We start from the raw sequence: 19,127 nt of genomic DNA, 5'->3' as shown, positions 1-19,127 counted from the left end.
CATGCGCAGGCCTTGGAGCTGGTGGTTGTTGTGCTTGATTCCTGCGCTGGCGATAGCGCAGGACGAGCCGTTGCGCCTGGCCTTCGACGGTCAGTTGCTGCGCGTCAATCAAACCCAGGTGCTGGATCGCCAGCCGTTGCCCGACACGTTGCAGGCACCGTTGGGCAGCCTGTGGAAGCTGTTTGTCTACGCCTGGCTGGTGGACACCGACGCTCGCGAGCCGGTCTATGAGTGCCGCGGCGAGTCGAAGGAAGAAGTCTATTGCTGCACTGCCGGGCAGAGCATCGGTCGTGACCAGGCGCTGGTGAAATCCTGTGGCTTGTATTTCGAGCCGCAGCGGCTCGGGCTGTCGGCCTCGAACTGGCGCGATTACTGGCAGGCCCGCCAGGCGCCGGCCTGGTTGTTGGACCTGCCGACCTTGCAACCCCAGACGCAGGTGCCGGTCGCGGAACTGCTCAAGGCCCTGGCCATGCTGCCGGCCCAGGACCAGGCCCGACGAGTGCTGTTGGATGTGGTGCTTAATGCGGCGGACGGGCGACTGGTTGGCGAATTAGGCAGTCGCTTGCGGGTCAAGACCTGGAGCTGGCTGGGTGACCAGGGGCCTTCCTCGCGACAGGGCGGTTTTGCCGGGTGGCTGGCCGATGGCACGCCGGTGTGGGCCGGTGGTCGCGGCACCAGCCAGCAGGTCCTCAAGGTCTACGGCGAAGGTCTGGCGGCGGCATTGCCGTCGCGCTGGCCGGCGGAAACCGGGCGTTGCGTGGAAGTCGGCCTGTTTGCCCGCTATCCCTTGCAACGGGTGATGGCCGGCGAGCGCCCGGCCACGCCGGGTCAACTGCGCGGTGACTACCGCGTCGAATTCACCAATGGCAACCAACTGGATATCCACAGCGACGGCGAATTGTTCCTGATGCCCGGCAAGTTGGTGGCGCGCCTGGACCGCGAGGAGTACGTCGCCCGGGTCCTGCAACGCGAAGCCAAGGCCGAGCCCGCTGAAGCGGCCAAGGCCCTGGCGGTGGCGATCCGCACCTACCTGCTGCAAAACGCCCAGCGCAACGGCGATTGCCTGAGCATCGACGACAGCAGTCACCGCCAGCGCGTCGCGCCCCGTCCGGCGGCGCCTGAAACTCGCGCCATTGCCGCCTGGACCAGCGACCTGGTCCTGGCCGGCACGGATGTCACCTACCACTCCGACCAGCCAGGTCCGGACAAATTGTCCTGGGCGCAAGCCGTGGAGCAAGCCAACGCCGGCCAACGCTACGACGCCATCCTGCTGCACGCCTACCCGCGCGCCAGCCTCAGCCGTTGGGACAACCCGGTGGCGTCCTGCGAAGCGCTGCCCGCCGCCCAGGACTGGCTGCTGAAGCAGCGCCGGGGCTGGCGTGAGCGGCTGGAACGTGAAGTGGGCTACAACGAAATCAGCGCTTTCGCCGTCTGCCGCGTCGCTTTCGGCCGGCCTTATGTCGACCGTGAACGCCAGCGCATCTATGTGCGCGGCGTGCTGTCGCTGCAGGATCGTCTCGACCTGACGCATGAATATTTGCACCTGGCCTTCGAAGCTCACCCCAACGGCCAGGACGAAACCTATATCGAAGGGCTTGCCCGTCACCTCTTGCTGGAATAGACCATGACACTCCGTTATCCACAGGTCTTGCTGTTGCTCTGCGCCCTGACCGCGTTGCCTCTGGCCACCGCCGCCGACTCCATCAAGCTCGACACCCCTATTGGCGGCTGGCGCAGCGGTGCGCCGGGCGGTGAAGGCGAAAGCTTCAGCCAGACCGTCAACTACCCGGCCTCGTCGGTCAACACGCCCCCGGGCCAGGCCAACACCGCGCGCATCACCGGCCAGATCAAGGGCGCGTCCAAGGACAGCAACGCGCCGGGTCAGTTGATCGTCAACGGTGTGAGCCTGCCGCTGAAACTGGATGAAGAAGGCCGATTCGACCGGCCGTTCTCGTTCCCCAACGGCAGCAACAGCGTTGAAGTGCGCAGCGCCGATGGCCAGCAGCGCCACCGCACGCAATTCCTCAACACCAGCGGCGGCGCCACACCGGCCAAGCTGCGTGTATTGCTGACCTGGGACAGCGACGGCACCGACCTGGACCTGCACCTGGTCACCCCTGACGGTGCCCACATCTGGTACGGCGACCGCGCCGCCGCCAACGGCGCCGCCCTCGACGTCGACGTCACCACCGGCTACGGCCCGGAAATCTTCGCCATGCCCGCGCCGATCAAAGGCCAATACCTGGTGTATGTGAACTACTACGGCGGCGGTTATCGCTATCAGGACGACGGCGAGGAAGGTGAGGGCGGTGGAGAACAAGCGCAACAAGCCCTGACCACCGCACAAGTCACCGTGATCACCGAAGAAGGCACACCGAACGAGAAGATGGAAACCTTCGTCGTGCCGATGCGGGCGGTGGGCGAGCTGACGTTGGTCAAAAGCTTTAGCTATCCGTAAGCAACCCTTGTGGAGAGGGAGCTTGCTCCCGCTGGGCTTGTGTAGGAGCTGCCGCAGGCTGCGATCTTTTGATCTTTCGCTTGAGACTCAAGTGTCTGGAGAAAGATCGCAGCCTCGTTGCACTCGACAGCTCCTACGGCGTGTTTTCTGTGGGAGCATTTGTGACAAAAAATCTCACGCGTGAGCTATTGTGAGGTTTGGAAAGTACCTGTAGTGTTTCTCACGCGTGAGTTTTTCACAGTGGGGTCAGTAGCATGTCAACCAGCTCTCCATCAGATCCGCCAGACGGGTCTGTAACCGATTCAGCGAGCCGCACGGGAGAGCGCGCCAAACCCTCGGCGAAAAAACCGTCGAGCTTCTACATGAAGCAGATGCGCGCGGGCCTGAGTGCCGCCGGGTATGTGAAACACGAGACTTGGGTGCTTCCTGAAAACCGAAGCCTGCTCAAGCAAATGGAGAAACAGCTACGCCAACCGATTCTGGCTGGCTCATTCATGTCGGAGGATTACATGAGCGCAGGTAATAACTGGAACATCGATCGCCTCTACAGCGCCCTTCAGGCCCTGGACGAAGTGGTCGCGAACGACATCACCCTCTCCCTCGTCCAAGGCTCCGAGTCCAGCATCAAGCTGGAAATGAATGACTTCGGTGGCTTGCCGATCTACATCGCCGTGGTCGGCGACCAGATCATCGTCGATACCGTCCTGGTGGACGTCGAGTCGATCAGCGACGTGGCGGCATTCAACGACGCCGTGCTGCGCAGCCGGGAAATGTTCCCGCTGTCGTCCATCGGCATCGAGACCATGCCCAACGGACAGGTCGTCTACAACATGTTCGGCGCGCTGAGCTCCGACTCCAGCCTGACCAACGTCGTCACCGAGGTCAAAACCCTCGTCGACAACGTCCAGCGCGCCAGCGAAGCGTTCGAACGCTTCTTCATCTAATTCGCCGAATAGGAACCATCCAATGACTCAGTCCATCTGGAGCAAGTTGTTCACCGCACTGCGTGGCGGTGCCAGCGAAGTCGGCGAATCGATCGTCGATCAACAGGCCCTGCGCATCCTCGACCAGGAAATCCGCGATGCCGACAGCGCGCTGGCCAATGCCAAGCGTGAGCTGGTCACCATCATGGCCAAGCACAAGCTGGCAACCGATCGTGTTGGCGAATACAACGCCAAGATCAAGGACCTGGAAGCCAAGGCCCTGGCCGCGATCCAGGCCAACCTCGAAGACCTGGCACTGGAAGTGGCCGAAGCCATTTCGACCCTGACCACCGAACTGGACGCCGAGCAAAAGCACGCGACCGAATTCGGCGGCTACGCGGACAACATGCGCAAAGACATCACCAAGGCCGAAAGCCGCATCAAGAGCCTGCGTCAGCAAGTGGACATGGCCAAGGCCCGCGAAAGCGTGCAGAAGGCCCAGGTCAGCGCTTCGATCGCCAGTGGCGGCGCCAATGGCAAGTTGGAAACCGCCGTCGGTACGCTCAATCGCCTGCAAGCCAAGCAACAGCAACGCGCCGCTGAGCTGCAAGCCCAGGACGAACTGGCCGAGGCTTCGACCGGCTCCGACCTGGAGCGCAAGCTGCGCGATGCCGGCATCACGCCGAACGAAGGCAGCGCCAATGCGATCCTGGAGCGCTTGAAGAAAAAATCGGCTGAGTAATCGGTCAAGCTCGTAGCGAGGGACTTGCTCGTGCTGGACTTTGTAGGAGCTGGCGAAGCCTGCGATCTTTTGATCTTTCGCTTGAGATTCAAGTGTCTGGGGAAAGATCGCAGCCTCGTTGCACTCGACAGCTCCTACATAGCTCCCTCGCCACAATAGTGTTCGGCACGTCATGGATTTAATTGTGAGGCAGGTACTTTTATCCAAGCCGCGCAACAGGTTTAATGCTGTCCGGCCACTACGCTCGCGCCCCCTGGCGCCCGAGCGATGATCCCGCCAGGAACCAAGCCCCACGGAGTCAGGGACGAAATGTCGATTTTCCTTCTGTTGCGCACGTACGCTTCGTCCTTCTTCCATCGGTTCGGCTGGGCGGGCCTGGCCATTGCGTTGGGCGTGCACCTGTCCACGGCCTGGATCGGCCTGGTGCTTTTGGGCGAGCAACACCTCATCGCCGCCGCCACGTTTATCTACTTCTATCTCACCACCACCCTCACCGTCGGCTATGGCGACCTGTTGCCACAGACCTCCGCCGGACGAATTTTCGTGGCGACCTGGATCATGCTCGGGGGCATTGCCCTGTTGACGACGGTCATCGGCAAAACCACCAGCAGCGTCATCGATGTATGGAGAAAAGGCATGAAGGGCAAAGGCGATTTCACTGGCAAGGCCGGCCACACGGTGCTCATCGGTTGGGAGGGTGCCTCCAGCGAGCGGGTCATTGAACTGCTGCTGCAGGACGAAACGTCCAATGACAACCTGATCGTCATCTGCGATTGCGATCTCGAAGAAAATCCCATGCCCGGCAAGGCCACCTACATCAAGGGCGACAGCCTGTCCTCCGTCGCCCTGTTGCAGCGCGCCGGCGTGCCGGGTGCCGAACGCGTGCTGGTGCGCACCCATTCCGACGACCTGACCCTGGCCACCGTGCTGGCGGTCAATCGACTGGGACCTGTCGGACATGTGGTCGCCCATTTCAATGACAGCGAAATTGCCGCCCTCGCCAGCGCCTATGCGCCGAGCCTGGAATGCACCTCCAGCATGGCGATCGAAATGCTGGTGCGTGCTTCCCAGGACCCGGGCTCGTCGGTGGTCATCAATGAATTGCTCTGTGTCGGCGAAGGCGCCACCCAGTACCTGATGAAGCTGCCCGAGGCGTTTGAAGCGACGTTTGGCGATCTTTACACCCGGATGAAAGAGCAGCACAACGCTACGCTGATCGGCTATCGGGCCAAAGGTGCCCGACACCCATCGATCAACCCGCCCGGCGCCACTCGTGTGGTGGGCGGCGAACTCTTCTATATCGCCTCGGCGCGTCTCAAGGAAATTTCCCATGGGGTGGTTTAAACAGTTGATGGGGCTTGAGGCCCCGAATGCGAACACGACAGCCAGCAATAGCGCGCCCATCGTTGGGCCGCTGGGTCTGGCCTCCGGCAAGCAGGTCATGTTCGATACCACGCTCAAGTTGTTGCTCGACGGCAACAGCAGCGTGGTCATCCCGGGTAACCAACAGATCTGGAGCTTGGGCATCGTCGACCTCGGGCAGTCGAACTGGCTGTCGCGCTGTTACATGAACGACGAAGACTACTGGCTGCAAGTGCACACCAGCGGCGACATCGCCGGGCAGGTCGAGTCGGTGATCCTGTTCAACTACCTCAGCTACGTCACGATCAACAGCGAAGCGGAATTGCGTCGCCTCGCCGGCCCGGAAAGCCTGATCGGCCTGCCGACCTACACCCACGACGGTGTCGAGTACACCCGCGAATGGGGCACCGAGGCGGGCCAGACCGAACTGGTGGGAATGAGCGAGCGCGTGAGCAATCCGGAAGAGTCCTACAGTGTCGAGCACCGTTCGATGTTGTACGCCCGCGACACCGGCCTGACGGATCGCCGGGAGTTCCTGCTGTTCTCCGTCGAAGAGGACGCCGAAGGCACCGTCAGCCTGAGCACTTCGCTGGGTATTTCGCTGTACACCACTGACCTGAACACTCTTTGAATAAGGAAGAAGTCCATGCTTGAAGCACTCTCCATTTCCCTGAACAAAGCCGCCGTGCTTGGCTTTGTCATGTACATCCTCGGTGCCGCCGTGTTGTTCGCGCTGTTCCAGTTCATCTACACCCGCGTCACGCCGCACAAGGAATTCGAACTGATCCGCTCGGGCAACGTGGCCGCCGCCATCGCCCTGGGCGGCGCCGTCATCGGTTTCGCCATTCCGGCCAGCAATGTGATTGCCTACTCGATCAGCATGCTCGACTTCGTCGTCTGGGCGGTGATCGCCGCGGTCGTCCAGTTGCTGGCGTTCCTGGTGACCAGCCTGGTGCTCAAGGGTGCTTCCGCGCGCATCAAGAACGGTGAAATCGCCGCGGGTATCTACATCGCCGCCGTGGCCATCAGCGTCGGCATGTTGAACGCCGCGTGCATGACGCCTTCCACAAACTGATTGCGCCACGGAGATCCCGATGAAACGAAGCAAGTACGTCCAGCTCTCGCTGGCCGCGTCGGTCGCCCTGGCGATATCTGGCTGCGGGCCAACGGAAAAAACCTACAAGTTGCAGAAGAAGTACAACTTCGAGTCCGTCCAGCAATGTGTCGATGAAAAGCTGCCGGTGGACATTTGCGCCAACGCCTACATGACCGCCATGGGTGAGCATCGTCGCATCGCGCCGACGTACGATAGCCAGGCCGATTGCGATGCCGACTTCGTGCCCGATTGGTGCCAGCAGGACTCGGCCGGCAAGTTCCTTCCCAAGCTGGGTGGTTTCGAGCTGAACGCCGATGGTGAAGTCACGCAGTCCGAGGTCGATGCCGCCCGGGCCCAGTTGCCGGCTTCGGAAGCGAACGTCGGTGGTTCAGGCTTCGGCAACCTGCTGACCGGCATGCTGATCGGCAACATGCTGAGCGGCAACCGCAGCAGCTATTACTCCGAGCCGGTCTACCGTTACCGCGATGATCGCGGCAACTTCGGGTCCTCGACGCTCAGCCAGCGGGTTTCCAGCGGCTCGACCTTTACCCGGTCCAACCAGGCGCGGTACGGCAGCTACACCGACTCCATCAAAACCAGCAAGGCGATGTCCGTCGCGTCGTCCACCTCTCGCGGTGGCTTCGGCAGCAAGTCCAGTGCCCGCAGCGGTTGGGGCGGTTCGAGCAGCTCCGGCGGCTAAGGAACCAGGGCCATGAAGAAGATCCATTGCGCAGAACGTCCTGACTGGAAACAGACCGCCGAGCAACTCGGCTTTCTGTTCCACACCATCGACGATGAACCCTATTGGGACGAAAGCGCGTACTACCAGTTCACCCTCAGGCAGATCGAGGACGATCTGGAAGACCCGACCACCGAGCTCCATGAGATGTGCATGGACCTTGTGGCGCGCGTGGTCCAGAGCGAAGAATTGCTGGAGCGCCTGAGCATTCCCGCGCCGTTCTTCGATCTGGTGCGCACTTCATGGCTGGAAGGCCACCCGCACCTGTATGGGCGCATGGATTTCTCCTACAACGGCACGGGCCCCGCCAAGCTGCTGGAACTCAACTACGACACGCCGACCAGCCTCTACGAAGCGGCGGCGTTCCAGTGGGGCTGGCTGGAGCAATGCATCGCGCGCGGCGTGCTGCCGGCCCATGCCGACCAGTTCAACAGCATCGACACCAAGCTGCACCAGGCCTTTGCCCAGTTGCAGCTCAAGGAGCCGTTCTATTTCGCCTCGATGAAAGGCTCGGTGGAAGACAAGGGCACCACGGATTACTTGCGCCTGATCGCGGAAAAAGTCGGCATTGAATCGCGGCACATCGATATCGAAGACATCGGCCTCAACAGCGATGGGCGTTTCGTCGACTTGGAAGAACGTTGGATCCCGCACCTGTTCAAGCTGCACGCCTGGGAATTCATCTTCCACGAGCCATTTGGTGAGGCGATTGCCCGGTGCGATACGCAGTTTTTCGAGCCGGCCTGGAAGTCGATCATCTCCAACAAAGGCATCCTGCCGCTGCTGTGGGAATTCAACAAAGGCCACCCGAACCTGCTCGCCGCCCACCTGGACACCGACACCAGCAAAGCGGTGCCCAAGGGCTGGGTGCGCAAGCCGTTCTTTTCCCGGGAAGGCGCCAACATCGAGCTGCAGACCGCTGATGGCCTGATCGTCAAGGAAGACGGCCCCTACACCGACGCGCCGTTCATCCTCCAGGAATTCGCGCCACTGCCGAAGTTTGACGACAGCTACACGCTGATCGGCTCCTGGGTCATCGGCGACCAGGCGGCCGGCATCGGCGTGCGGGAAGACAACAGCCTGATCACCAAGGATTCGAGCCGGTTTTTGCCGCACTTGATTCTTGATTAATACACTGGCGAGCGAGCTTGCTCCCGCTGCGCTTGTGTAGGAGCTGCCGAAGGCTGCGATCTTTTGATCTTTCGCTTGAGATTCAAGTGTCTGGGGAAAGATCGCAGCCTCGTTTCACTCGACAGCTCCTACGGTCTGCTCAAGCTCCCAAGGTGAATGTGCTTGGCCAGGCATGGCCACCGCCTGTCGCCTTTGCGGAATTGCGCCGGCCACCTCCCTGTCGATTTTCAAAGAGTCCATGAAAATCCACAGACTGGCACGCCATTCGTAACAGGAGGCCCCATGCATATCCACCACCTGAACTGCGGTTGCATGTGTCCAGTGGGCGGGGCCTTGTTCGATGGGTATAGCCGGGGATTGACGGCGTGCCTGGTGTGCCATTGCCTGTTGATCGAAACCGACAGCAATGGCCTGGTCCTGGTGGACACCGGTTTTGGCCAGCGGGATGTTCAGACGCCCGAACGGCTCAGCCGATTCTTCCGGGCGTTCAACAACATCAAGTTCGAACATCGCCTCACCGCGCTGGAGCAGGTGCGCCGGTTGGGCTTCGATACCAGCGATGTGCGCCATATCCTGCTGACGCACCTGGATTTCGATCACGCCGGTGGACTTCAGGATTTCCCCCAGGCCCGGGTGCATGTGATGCGCGACGAGATGGCGATGGCGCGCAGCGCCGATAACTGGATAAGTCGCCGACGATTCCAGGCGCGCCAGTGGCAGGGCGTCGACAACTGGGAGTTCTACACCACCGAAGGCGACACCTGGTTCGGTTTTGACTCGGTGCGCGCGTTGGTCGGGGCCGAAGAAGAGGACATTTTCCTGGTGCCGCTCCGGGGACACACCGCTGGCCACGCCGGGATCGCCCTGCGAACGCCGGACGGCTGGATGCTCCATGCCGGTGATGCGTATTTCTTCCATGATGAAGTTCATCAGCCCGAGCGGCATTGCCCGCCGGGGTTGACGTTCTATCAGTACATGATGGACACCGACCGCCCGGCACGAATGCGCAACCAGGACCGCCTGCGGGAACTGGCCTTGGGCCAGAACGGGCATCTCGAGATTTTTTGCAGTCACGATGCCAGGGAGTGGGAGCACGCTACCCGTCAGGCTCGTGCCGTCCGTGTTGATTCCACGGCCATGCCGTCGACCCACCGCTAAGCCACCCGTCTGGGCACACACACCTGTGGGAGCGAGCTTGCTCCCACAGGTTAGATATTCACCACAGACTCCCACAGGTTCAGGGGTTCGCCGCAGGCTTTTTCAGGTCCACCAGTACCGCACCAGGTGGAAGAAGATCGGCGCGGCGAAGCAGACCGAGTCCAGCCGGTCGAGCATGCCGCCGTGGCCTTCGATCATGTGGCCCCAGTCCTTGACGCCGCGGTCGCGCTTGATCGCCGACATGACAATGCCGCCGGCAAAGCCCAGCAGGTTGATCAGCAAGGCGATGAGGAACGACTGCCAGGGATTGAACGGCGTGATCCACCACAGCGCGCCACCGATCAACGAGGCCAGGAAAATGCCGCCGACAAAGCCTTCCACGGTTTTCGAGGGCGACAGGTTCGGTGCGATCTTGTGTTTGCCGAACAGCTTGCCGCAGACGTACTGCAACACATCCGACAGCTGCACCACGATCACCAGGTAGGCGATCAGCAACAGGTTGCGACCTTCGAAACCGGCGATGTCCAAGGTCAGGAGCGCGGGGACGAAAGAGATGCAGAACACCGCGATCATCAAGCCCCACTGGACCTTCGAAGCACGTTCGAGGAAGTGCGTGCTGTCGCCGCCCAGGGACGCCAGGATCGGCAGCAGCAGGAACACGTACACCGGGATAAAGATCGAAAACAGCCCGTACCAGTCGTAATAGATCAACAGGTATTGCAGCGGCAGCGCCAGGTAGAACGCCGCGACCAGGGCCGGGTAGTCACTGCGCCGGGTCGGTGTCAGGGTCAGGAATTCCCGCAGGGCATAGAACGACACCGCGTAGAACAACAGGATGACCGCCGCGTTGCCGAGCCAGAACGCCACGCCGATCACCAACACCATGATCCACCAGGCATTGATCCGAGCGTTGAGGTTGTCGATCACCGAGTTCGGTGCGCCTTTGGTCCGCAGCCTGAGAATGAAACCAATCAGCGAAGCCAGCACCAGAATCGCGCCGATCCCGCCAAACAACATCAGGGTATATCGATCCATGTCAGACGTGCTCCGGGGCCAGTGCCAGCAGCGCGGCGCGGCTGCGTTCAAGGAATTGCTCTTTGCTTTCACCGTCTTCGATGCACAGCGGCGCACCGAAACTGGTGGTGCACAACAGCGGCAGCGGCAGGACACGGCCCTTGGGCATGACGCGGTTGAGGTTGGCGATCCACACCGGGATCACCTCGACCTCGGGGTGGTTTTTCATCAAGTGATAGATCCCGCTCTTGAAGGGCAACAGGCCTTCCTCCGGATTGCGCGTGCCTTCCGGGAAGATGATCAGCGAGTCGCCGTTTTCCAGCGCATCGAGCATCGGCTGCAATGGGTTGTACGCGGGGTCCTTGCGCTCGCGGTCCACCAGCACGCCGTTGAACACCCGGTTGATGATGTAGCGACGCACCGGGCTGGTTTGCCAATAGTCGGCCCCCGCCACCGGGCGGGTGAGCTTGCGCAGCGCCGGCGGTAGCGAGGCCCAGAGCAACACGAAGTCACCGTGGCTGCTGTGGTTGGCGAAGTAGATCCGCTGCACCGGCGTCGGCGCACAGCCGAGCCACAGGCTGCGAGCGCCCGTGACCATGCGGGCGGCGGAGGTGATGAGGTTGGCGACCACGGGTTCGAACATGAGGATTCCTTGTCCTGAGAAACATAAGCATAACTGTGGCGAGGGAGCTTGCTCCCGCTGGGCCCTGTAGGAGCTGACGAGCGAAGCGAGGCTGCGATCTTTCCACTGCCCATTGAGTCGAGAGCAAAAGATCAAGATCAAAAGATCGCAGGCTTCGCCAGCTCCTACACACAAAAACTATCTAGAGACCTGACGCTAACCAGGGACTGGCCAGGATGAAGCCCAGCACCAGGACAATTTGTACGGCCAGCAACCGCGATTGCCGGCGCAGCAGCAACAACGCGCCGTGCCGCCGTTCGGTCCACAGGCGCCCGGCGCGTTCGGCGGGTTGCAGCCCTAACGCGGTGAGGGCTTGATCCAGTTCATAGGTGCGTTCGGCCAGGGAGTGGGTGCTGTCCGCCATGCGCTGGAACAGATCGGCGTCAAATGCCACGCGCAGCGCCCAGTATTTTTCCAGCACACCGAGCACCAGTAGCGCCGCACTCAACAGCAGCAACCACGGATCGATCACGCCCGCCAACCACTGCCCCAACCCCAGCAGCGCCGCCAGGAGCGTCAGCCCCGTGGACAGTTGGTCCAGCGAATGACCCCGGCGCAACAGGCTCGCCACGGTGTGGAGCTCCATATCACTGATCATGAGCATTCCCCAGCGTTGTGGATAATTGTTCCAGTGCCCGACGGTGCGCCGCATGCAAGACGATACGCGGTCGAACGCGCTGGATCTGCACGATAGCCGCATCGACACTCGCCGCCCGGCCGCTGTGCAGCAACCAGGCGACTACCGCCGTGGCGCTGCGCGAATAGCCCAGGGCGCAGCAGACCAGCACCGGCCCGTGCTGGCGCAGGCTTTCGATGGCCTCTGCCGCTTTCAGGCATTGCTCGGCGGTCGGCGCCGTCAGGTCGAGCACCGGCAATGAACGATAGGCGACATTCGTGCTGTCCATGGACAGTTCCGCGCAGAGGTCGAGCACCCCGGTAAACGTACTGTCCTTGAGTTCCATCGGCGTAGGAATTCGCCCCAGCCAGACATTATCCGCCACCTGGTCCGGCTGCGGATGCTTGCGCGTCCAGCAGCGGGAATTGATCCACGCCGCCGCCAGGTAAGGCGCCAGCAACCAACGCACCGCCGGGCTCAAGCGGCCATCGGCACGTTTCTGGAAGCCATCGGCACCGAACACCAGGTAATTCAGCGCCACCATGAGCACCGCCACCGCCGGCCAGATCAGCCAGAGCCACGCGCCGCCCCAGGCAAACGCCGGGACGAACAGCGCCGCCGCGCCCAGGCCATAACGCAAGGCCAGGCGTCGGCGCGCAGGATCCGCTGCCAGACGTGCACTAAACAGCGGACTCGGTCGATCCAGCGGCCACAACCAGACACACAACCAACCGGCCAACGCACCCGTTGGCAGGTCAATGAAGTGATGCTGATACGTGGTCAGCACCGACACGCCGATCAACGCGAACCAACCGTGCATCACCCAGCGCCAGAAACCCTGCAGATGCCGCTGGTAACAGACCCAGAGCACCACCAGCAACGCGATGTGCAGCGACGGCGCCTGGTTGAACGGCTTGTCGAAGCCCGCCAGCACCTCGAACAACCACCCGAACAGCCCATCCATTTCTGGCCGGGGGAAGGTGAAGCGCAACGGCCAGAGCAGGAAACAACTGACCGCAATCACCTGGGCCGTGAGCAGGCGCAAGGCGTGGCGCTTGAGTTCGTCGCGGCTGGTGGGCAACAGCAAGGACAGGCCGTACAGCAGATCGATCGACCAGTACGGCACGATGGTCCAGGCCATGAACGGCATGTGGCTTTCCCAGGCGAACACCAGCGTGCCGACGTCGTCACGCTGGGCGGTGACCCAGGTGGCGAAGCCGTAGGTGGTGAAGAACAGCGGCGCCAACAACAGCAGCCACAGCACTGCCGGTTTCAACAGTGCGGGTTCGCGGGCCGGAGCGATGACGGCGCTCATTACTGCACTCGCTGCGCCAGCGAAACGCTGAAAATGCCCCATTCATCGACACGCAGGGTGATCTTGCGGAAGCCCGCCGCTTCAACCAATTGGTCCATTTCCGCCTGGGTACGTCGACGCATCACCCAGGCTTGCCCTGCGCGATGGCTGGTGAGGGCGCGGGCGATCAGTTCCAGTTGCGGGTGCCACGGCTGGCCGGTGTAGACCAGGAAACCGCCAGGCTCCACGGCTTCGGCCAAGCCGGCGAGGGAGCCGCCGACCATCTGGTTATCGGCAAACAGCTCGTACAGGCCGGACACCACGGCGAGGGTCGGTTTCGGTTCCAGCGCCGCCAGGTCCTGGCGGTCGAAGGCATCGCCTTTGACGAATCGAGCGATGTCGCCCAAGCCTTTTTCGACGATCAGCGCACTGCCGTCGCGCACGTTGATGTCGCTGTAGTCGCGCAGCAGGATCGATTCGGGCAACGGGCTGACGCCTTGCAGCGCTTCGAGAATGTAGCGGCCATGACCAGCGGCGATGTCGACGATGCGCACCTCGCGGTCCTGGGCGCGCAACTCGGCCATCGCCAGGCGCAGCAATTCCTCGACGTGCAACTTGCGCTGGCGAATGCCGCGCCAGCCGATGGAGTTGAGGTAGTTCTGGTCGATCATCTTGCCCAGCGCCGAGGTGCCGGTGGGGCGGTTGCGGTAGACGTAATCCAGGGTACTGCCGGAATCGAACCCGGTGTCGAAGCCCAGTTTCACCCCGGCGGACAATTTGCTGCCAAAGCGCATGCTGGCGCGGGTCATGCGCCAGTAAAGGTCACGCAGCGAGTTGTGCGGCAGCGGCGTGGCCAGGGTCTCGGCTTCGGCGCAGGTCGCGCCCAGGCGGTCGGCGTCCAGCAGGGAAGGGCGCTCCAACGGACGGGCGAAGTTCTGCAGGATGAAGCGGCGGGCACTGGCGATGGCTGGCGCACGGTTCTTCTCGCCGAGGGTGTCGTGGAAGAACCCCGGCAGGATGTGCTTCTCCTTGTGCAGGCTGCCCAGGCGTTCGAAGAACTGCTCCTGGGGTTTGCGGTGCACGACGAAGTCCGAGCCGGAGATCAGCAACTGCGTCGGCACCTGGATCGCCTGGGCATCGGCCACCACGCGGTCGGCGGCTTCATACAGGCCCAGCAGCACGTTCACCGAAATAGCCTTGGTGATCAACGGATCGCTGTCGTAGGACGCCACCCGCTCCGGGTCATGGCTGAGGAATTTCGCCTTGACGTAGCTGTTGACGAAGAAATTGCCGCGAAACTTGCGCATCAGCGCCAGGCCCGGCCGGGCGAACGGCACATAGAGCTTGACCTTGAAGGCCGGCGATGCCAGCACCAGCGAGCGAATGCGCGGTGCGTAGTCGTGAACCCAGGTGGACACGATCACCGCGCCGACGCTTTGGGCGACCACGGCAATGTTCGACTCGTCGATCTGATGCGCGGCGCCGATGTGGTCGCAGAAGGTCTGCACGTCCCGTGCGCTGGTGGCGAAACTCGGGCTGTCGCCCCGTTCGCCCGGCGACTGGCCATGGCCACGGGCGTCCCAGGCAAAGAAGTCGAACCCGGGCAGGCCCAGTTCATCCACCAGGTGCGCAATGCGCCCGGAGTGTTCATGACCGCGATGGAACAACAACACAGCCTGGCGAGGTTCACCCGCTGCCACGTCGACAGCCGGCCAGTGTTGGTAGAACAGTTCCACGCCATCGTGGGTGGTGAATGTCCGGTGTTGGGCTTCGCGCATTGCAACTTCCTTATGCTGAGGGAGCGTTTTCCGTCACCTGGCCCAGGCCATGACGGACCCGATTGACCAAGGTATAAACCAGCAGGGCGGCAACCACCGCCATCACACCATTTACCCAGAGTGCCCCGAGCCAACCCAGGGCAATACCGGTCGCCAACACGCCAAACACAAAGGCGCGATCACTCTTGCCCATCGGCCCGTCATACCGCCGCGAAGCCCCCACCATCGCCCCCAGCACGCCGGCGTATTCGCTGAACAACGCCAACAGCGTGACCAACAACACGAGCAGAAGACTGGTATCGGCAAACAGGGCAAAGGGCAGGATCAAGGCAGCGTCGGCGATGATATCGCATAGCTCGTTGAGGTAGGCGCCCAGATGCGATTGCTGGCCAAACTCCCGCGCCAGCATCCCGTCCACGGCATTCAGCGCCATGCGCAGGAACATCCACACCGGCACCAGGATGAACACCCACGGATGGTTGGCGAACCAGGCAATGAGCGCCCCCACCAACACCGAGACGATACCCGCGAGCAGGGTGACCTGGTTGGCGGTGACACCGTTGTTGTAGAGGCGTTGAACCATGGGGCGCAGCAGGTTTTGAAAGGCGGGCTTGAGTTGGTAGATGGAGGGCATCGGGGTGAGATCTCGGCCGGTGGCGGGGCTGGGCGTATACAGGTGGGAGATTACGATAGGTTGAAGGGTTGCTGGCGGGTATTTCTTGAGAATGAGGGCGGGTAGGCATCTATTTGTGCATTTATCTGCGCCAGACACCTAGGAAACTGAAAAAAACGCTGACCCTGTGGCGAGGGAGCTTGCTCCCGCTGGGCCCTGTAGGAGCTGTCGAGCGAAGCGAGGCTGCGATCTTTCCGCAGCCCATTGAGTCGACAAGATCAAAAGATCGCAGGCTTCGCCAGCTCCTACACCGCCGAGCGGGAGCAAGCGCCCTCGCCACGATGATTCACGCCGCCTTAAGTTAAGGGGAGCCTGTGGGAGCGAGCTTGCTCGCGATAGCGGAGTGTCAGTCAACATCAATAGCAGCTGACCCACCGCATTCGCGAGCAAGCCCGCATCCCAAAGGATTTTTCGGAATCCTGGCAACGTTGGCCTAATTAGAGAATTGCCCTACACGCCCCGCTTCTTTCACTGACTTATTTCTCCTGTCATCCCCGGCACAGTCTCGCGCCCACTCCTGCGCCGCGAGCTGCCTGCATGCGTTTCCCTGACAAGATCCCGTCATTAACCGGTGCCATTGGTTCGCTGGTCCTGGCCGCCATGAACTCGCCCGACGTCGAGGAAGTACTGCAGGACTTTCGCCACTGCCTGGGCGACTACGACAGTTGGGCGGAAAGATTCTGGGCCGGTCGGACACTGGACATTCAGCAGGTATTTAAAGTCGGCAAGGAGGTGTCGCTCGCACCCGTGAAAGACGGTGGCAAACAGGTCAGCGCCGTGGTGGCGACGTGTCCGGCACAAGGCCCGCTGACACTGGTGCACATGTTCCAGGCCTCGCGTTTCGTGCCGATCGGCGACACGCCAGTGGTGTTGAAGCCGATCATCAAGGGCGAGCTGGGGAAGGAAACGTTTGGCGATCCGATCCCTCATGTCATTGGTCCCAGCGGCATTTTGGAAGTGTCCGAATGCGACCGCGGCCAGCGTTACCGGATCAGTTTTTTTCCAAATATCACGACCGATCATGTCCGGGCGCTGTACGCGTCCTACCAGCACGAGATCGTCGAACTCGAAGGTTGGCTGAAAGCGGAGTGGGACGAGTTTCAACCCTTGTGGAAGGCGTCTTCCGAGAGCGGTTTTGTAAAGCGTTTCAACGCATTGCAGGAAGCCCAGCTACGCGGCTTTGAAAATGCCCTGTTTGGGCTATGGGACGACGTAACACAGGTCTTCGATCTGTTGGCGGACCTACAGGCCAACAGTGAAAAATTGTTGGAATACCTCACCGAGGTCGAGCTTGAGCAACTGCTGAAGGCGTCATCCGAGGCGATTGCCAAAGGACTGATGATCCTGAGCGATGAGCCCTTGCTCTTCGTTTACACCGCGGCGTTCACCAGTTGGCTGCGGATGCTGCCGCCCCAGTACATGGCCGAAGTCCTGGGGGAAATGCGCGCCTCGATTCTGATCAATTTCCTCTTGGCGCGCGTGACCGGTGGCCTGGGCGTGGGACTGCGCATGAGCGGTAAAGTGCTGCGCCATGTCCGTTCGGAACGCGCCCGGAAGTGGCTACAGGCATCGAGTCAACGCCTCGGACAACTCGGTGGCGACAGCTCCAACAAACATGCCGATGTACTGAAGCCGGTAGTAATCGCCGGTCAAGGACCGTCGGTGGGACCGACGCCCGTCAGACCGTTGCAGATCAGCACTGGAGACTCCGCGCCGCTGTCGGTCAGCAACCCGGCCCCGATCGTGCGGGAAAAATCCCAGGCTGCTACGAGGCTGAGCAAATACGAACCCCACGACGACGCCCCCGCCCAATCGAAAAACCCCAACGGCGACAGCGCCGACACTGCGGCCCAGACCCAGACCAGCGGCTGCCCGGTGTCGATGGTCACTGGCGAAGAACTGCTGACCCTGGACGACGGCACCCTCGACGGCCGCTTGCCGTTCGTCTTCACCCGTTTGTACCGCACCAGTGCCGCGGACCTGGACATCGGCCTCGGGCGCGGCTGGAGCCATGCCCTGGCCCATCGCCTGGAACTCGACGGCGAGCAGGTCACCTGGGTCGACCAGGAAAATCGTCGCACGCTCTTTCCACTGCCCACCACCCAGCGCCCGGCGATCCACAACAGCCTGGCCCGGGCGGCGATCTACCTGGGCACCGAGCCGGACGAACTGATCGTCGCCCAACCCGGCGAAAACGCGCCGTTCCTGCATTTTCGCGACGGCCACCTGATCGCCCTCAGCGACCGCTACGACAACCGCCTGAGCGTTCAACGCAACATCCACGGCGACATCAGCCGCCTGGACAACGGCGCCGGGCGTTCCTTGCGCCTGCGCTATCAACAGCGTCACCTGATCGCCGTCGACTACCAGAGCTTCCACCCGGCCATCACCCTCGACGACGCCTGGCGGACCGAACAAACGCTGGTGTCCTACCGCTACGACGGACGTTTCCGACTGATCGAAGCGACCAATGCCGCCGGTGAAAGCGAACGCTACGACTACGACGACCGGCACGTCATTCTCCAGCGGCAACTGGCCGGCGGCGCGAGTTTCTACTGGGAGTGGCAAGGCGTCGGGCCGGCGTCCCGTTGCGTACGGCATTGGGCCTCGTTTGCGCAGATGGACAGCCGCTACACCTGGGGCGAGGACGGCAGCGTCACGGTGCAGCACCTGGATGGCAGCCAGGAAGTGTATGTCCACGACGACCGGGCGCGGCTGGTGCGCAAGGTCGAGCCCGACGGCGGCGAGCACCTCAAGGCCTATGACGAACAAGGCCGGTTGATCGCCGAACAGGACCCGCTGGGGGCGGTCCGCGAATACCGCTACGACGATGTCGGACGGCTGCTGGCGCTGATTCCTCCAGACGAGGCGCCGACGTCCTACGAATACCGCAACGGTTTCCTACACACCCGTCAGCGCGGCAAGGCCGTGTGGACCTACCGCCGCAACGCCCGGGGCGATGTGATCGCCAGCATCGATCCCGACGGCCAGCGTACGGAATATGCCTACGACGCCCATGGGCAACTGCTGGCAAGGTACGACCCGGACGGCGGTGAACATCGCTTCACCTGGAGTCGCCTGGGCCAACTGACCGAAGAGGTCTTGCCCGACGGCGGTCGCCGGTCTTTTTCCTACGACGCCCTGGGACGTTTGCTCAGCCGCCGGGACGAACACGGCGGCCTCACGCATTATCAATGGGACGCCGTTGGCCGCCTGCTGCAAGTGACCCTGCCCACCGGTGCCACCCGGGCCTGGAGCTACAACGCCTACGGCAAGGTCATCGCCGAGCGCGACGAGCAAGGCCGGACCACCCGCTACGAATACGCCGACGACCTGCACCTGGTCAGCCGTCGCCTGAACCCCGACGGCAGCGAGCTGAAGTATCGCTACGATTCGGCGCGGCTGTTGCTGACCGAGATCGAAAACGAATCCGGCGAACACTATCAGCTGGACTACACGCC

17 protein-coding genes are annotated in these 19,127 nt (G+C 62.1%); 11 read left to right on the top strand and 6 right to left on the bottom strand.

The annotated features are described in order from the left end of the window. The first annotated feature begins 1 nt into the window (after position 1). The 10 genes from AD659_RS24515 to AD659_RS24470 all read left to right on the top strand — a co-directional run bounded on the left by AD659_RS24515 (position 2) and on the right by AD659_RS24470 (position 9,609). Positions 2 to 1,621, top strand: coding sequence for a DUF2300 domain-containing protein (locus tag AD659_RS24515; protein WP_053125780.1), 1,620 nt, complete (start codon positions 2 to 4; stop codon positions 1,619 to 1,621). A 3-nt stretch (positions 1,622 to 1,624) separates the two neighbouring features. Beyond that, on the top strand, positions 1,625 to 2,458 hold the full coding sequence (locus AD659_RS24510; RefSeq protein WP_053125777.1) for a YfaP family protein: 834 nt from the start codon (positions 1,625 to 1,627) through the stop codon (positions 2,456 to 2,458). A 362-nt stretch (positions 2,459 to 2,820) separates the two neighbouring features. Then, positions 2,821 to 3,402 (top strand): YjfI family protein, encoded by a 582-nt coding sequence (locus AD659_RS24505; RefSeq protein WP_003205989.1) that lies wholly within the window; start codon positions 2,821 to 2,823, stop codon positions 3,400 to 3,402. Between the two features lie 22 nt (positions 3,403 to 3,424). Continuing rightward, positions 3,425 to 4,123, top strand: a complete 699-nt coding sequence (locus AD659_RS24500) for a PspA/IM30 family protein (RefSeq protein WP_053125773.1) — start codon at positions 3,425 to 3,427, stop codon at positions 4,121 to 4,123. Positions 4,124 to 4,432: 309 nt separating this feature from the next. Then, positions 4,433 to 5,467, top strand: coding sequence for an ion channel (locus AD659_RS24495; RefSeq protein WP_053125770.1), 1,035 nt, complete (start codon positions 4,433 to 4,435; stop codon positions 5,465 to 5,467). Next, a complete protein-coding gene (locus AD659_RS24490) occupies positions 5,454 to 6,116 on the top strand; it encodes a DUF2491 family protein (RefSeq protein ID WP_053125768.1) in 663 nt (220 codons plus the stop codon). The genes AD659_RS24495 and AD659_RS24490 overlap by 14 nt, the downstream gene beginning before the upstream one ends. A 15-nt stretch (positions 6,117 to 6,131) precedes the next feature. After that, positions 6,132 to 6,560: a DUF350 domain-containing protein gene (locus tag AD659_RS24485; RefSeq protein ID WP_014340424.1), complete on the top strand. Its 429-nt coding sequence runs from the start codon at positions 6,132 to 6,134 to the stop codon at positions 6,558 to 6,560. A gap of 19 nt (positions 6,561 to 6,579) precedes the next feature. Further along, positions 6,580 to 7,281: a DUF1190 domain-containing protein gene (locus tag AD659_RS24480; protein ID WP_053125766.1), complete on the top strand. Its 702-nt coding sequence runs from the start codon at positions 6,580 to 6,582 to the stop codon at positions 7,279 to 7,281. Between the two features lie 12 nt (positions 7,282 to 7,293). Then, a complete protein-coding gene (locus AD659_RS24475) occupies positions 7,294 to 8,451 on the top strand; it encodes a glutathionylspermidine synthase family protein (protein ID WP_053125765.1) in 1,158 nt (385 codons plus the stop codon). A 282-nt stretch (positions 8,452 to 8,733) separates the two neighbouring features. Further along, positions 8,734 to 9,609: an MBL fold metallo-hydrolase gene (locus AD659_RS24470; RefSeq protein ID WP_053125763.1), complete on the top strand. Its 876-nt coding sequence runs from the start codon at positions 8,734 to 8,736 to the stop codon at positions 9,607 to 9,609. A 102-nt stretch (positions 9,610 to 9,711) separates the two neighbouring features. On the opposite strand, the gene AD659_RS24465 is transcribed toward AD659_RS24470, so the two are convergent. From AD659_RS24465 to AD659_RS24440, 6 genes are all read right to left on the bottom strand, one after another. Beyond that, positions 9,712 to 10,644, bottom strand: a complete 933-nt coding sequence (locus AD659_RS24465) for a phosphatidate cytidylyltransferase (RefSeq protein WP_053125762.1) — start codon at positions 10,642 to 10,644, stop codon at positions 9,712 to 9,714. Between the two features lies 1 nt (position 10,645). Beyond that, positions 10,646 to 11,266, bottom strand: a complete 621-nt coding sequence (locus AD659_RS24460) for a lysophospholipid acyltransferase family protein (protein WP_053125760.1) — start codon at positions 11,264 to 11,266, stop codon at positions 10,646 to 10,648. 181 nt (positions 11,267 to 11,447) lie between these two features. Then, the gene (locus AD659_RS24455) at positions 11,448 to 11,903 is read right to left on the bottom strand and encodes a hypothetical protein (RefSeq protein ID WP_053125758.1); all 456 of its coding nucleotides are present in this window, start codon (positions 11,901 to 11,903) and stop codon (positions 11,448 to 11,450) included. After that, positions 11,893 to 13,236, bottom strand: a complete 1,344-nt coding sequence (locus AD659_RS24450) for a phosphatase PAP2/dual specificity phosphatase family protein (protein WP_053125756.1) — start codon at positions 13,234 to 13,236, stop codon at positions 11,893 to 11,895. Before AD659_RS24450 ends, AD659_RS24455 begins: the two co-directional genes overlap by 11 nt. After that, entirely contained in the window at positions 13,236 to 14,993 is a 1,758-nt protein-coding gene (locus AD659_RS24445) for a bifunctional alpha/beta hydrolase/class I SAM-dependent methyltransferase (protein ID WP_053125754.1), read from the bottom strand. Before AD659_RS24445 ends, AD659_RS24450 begins: the two co-directional genes overlap by 1 nt. A 10-nt stretch (positions 14,994 to 15,003) precedes the next feature. Beyond that, positions 15,004 to 15,627, bottom strand: a complete 624-nt coding sequence (locus AD659_RS24440) for a CDP-alcohol phosphatidyltransferase family protein (RefSeq protein ID WP_053125751.1) — start codon at positions 15,625 to 15,627, stop codon at positions 15,004 to 15,006. Positions 15,628 to 16,203: 576 nt separating this feature from the next. Between AD659_RS24440 and AD659_RS24435 the strand changes: the two genes are divergently transcribed. Next, positions 16,204 to 19,127: DUF6531 domain-containing protein (locus tag AD659_RS24435; RefSeq protein WP_169788904.1), on the top strand; the 2,924-nt coding region annotated here is incomplete at its 3' end.

The organism is Pseudomonas thivervalensis (assembly GCF_001269655.1).
GTDB lineage: Bacteria > Pseudomonadota > Gammaproteobacteria > Pseudomonadales > Pseudomonadaceae > Aquipseudomonas > Aquipseudomonas thivervalensis.
Note: the sequence above shows the minus strand (reverse complement) of the source record. Positions and strands in the feature narration are given on the sequence as shown.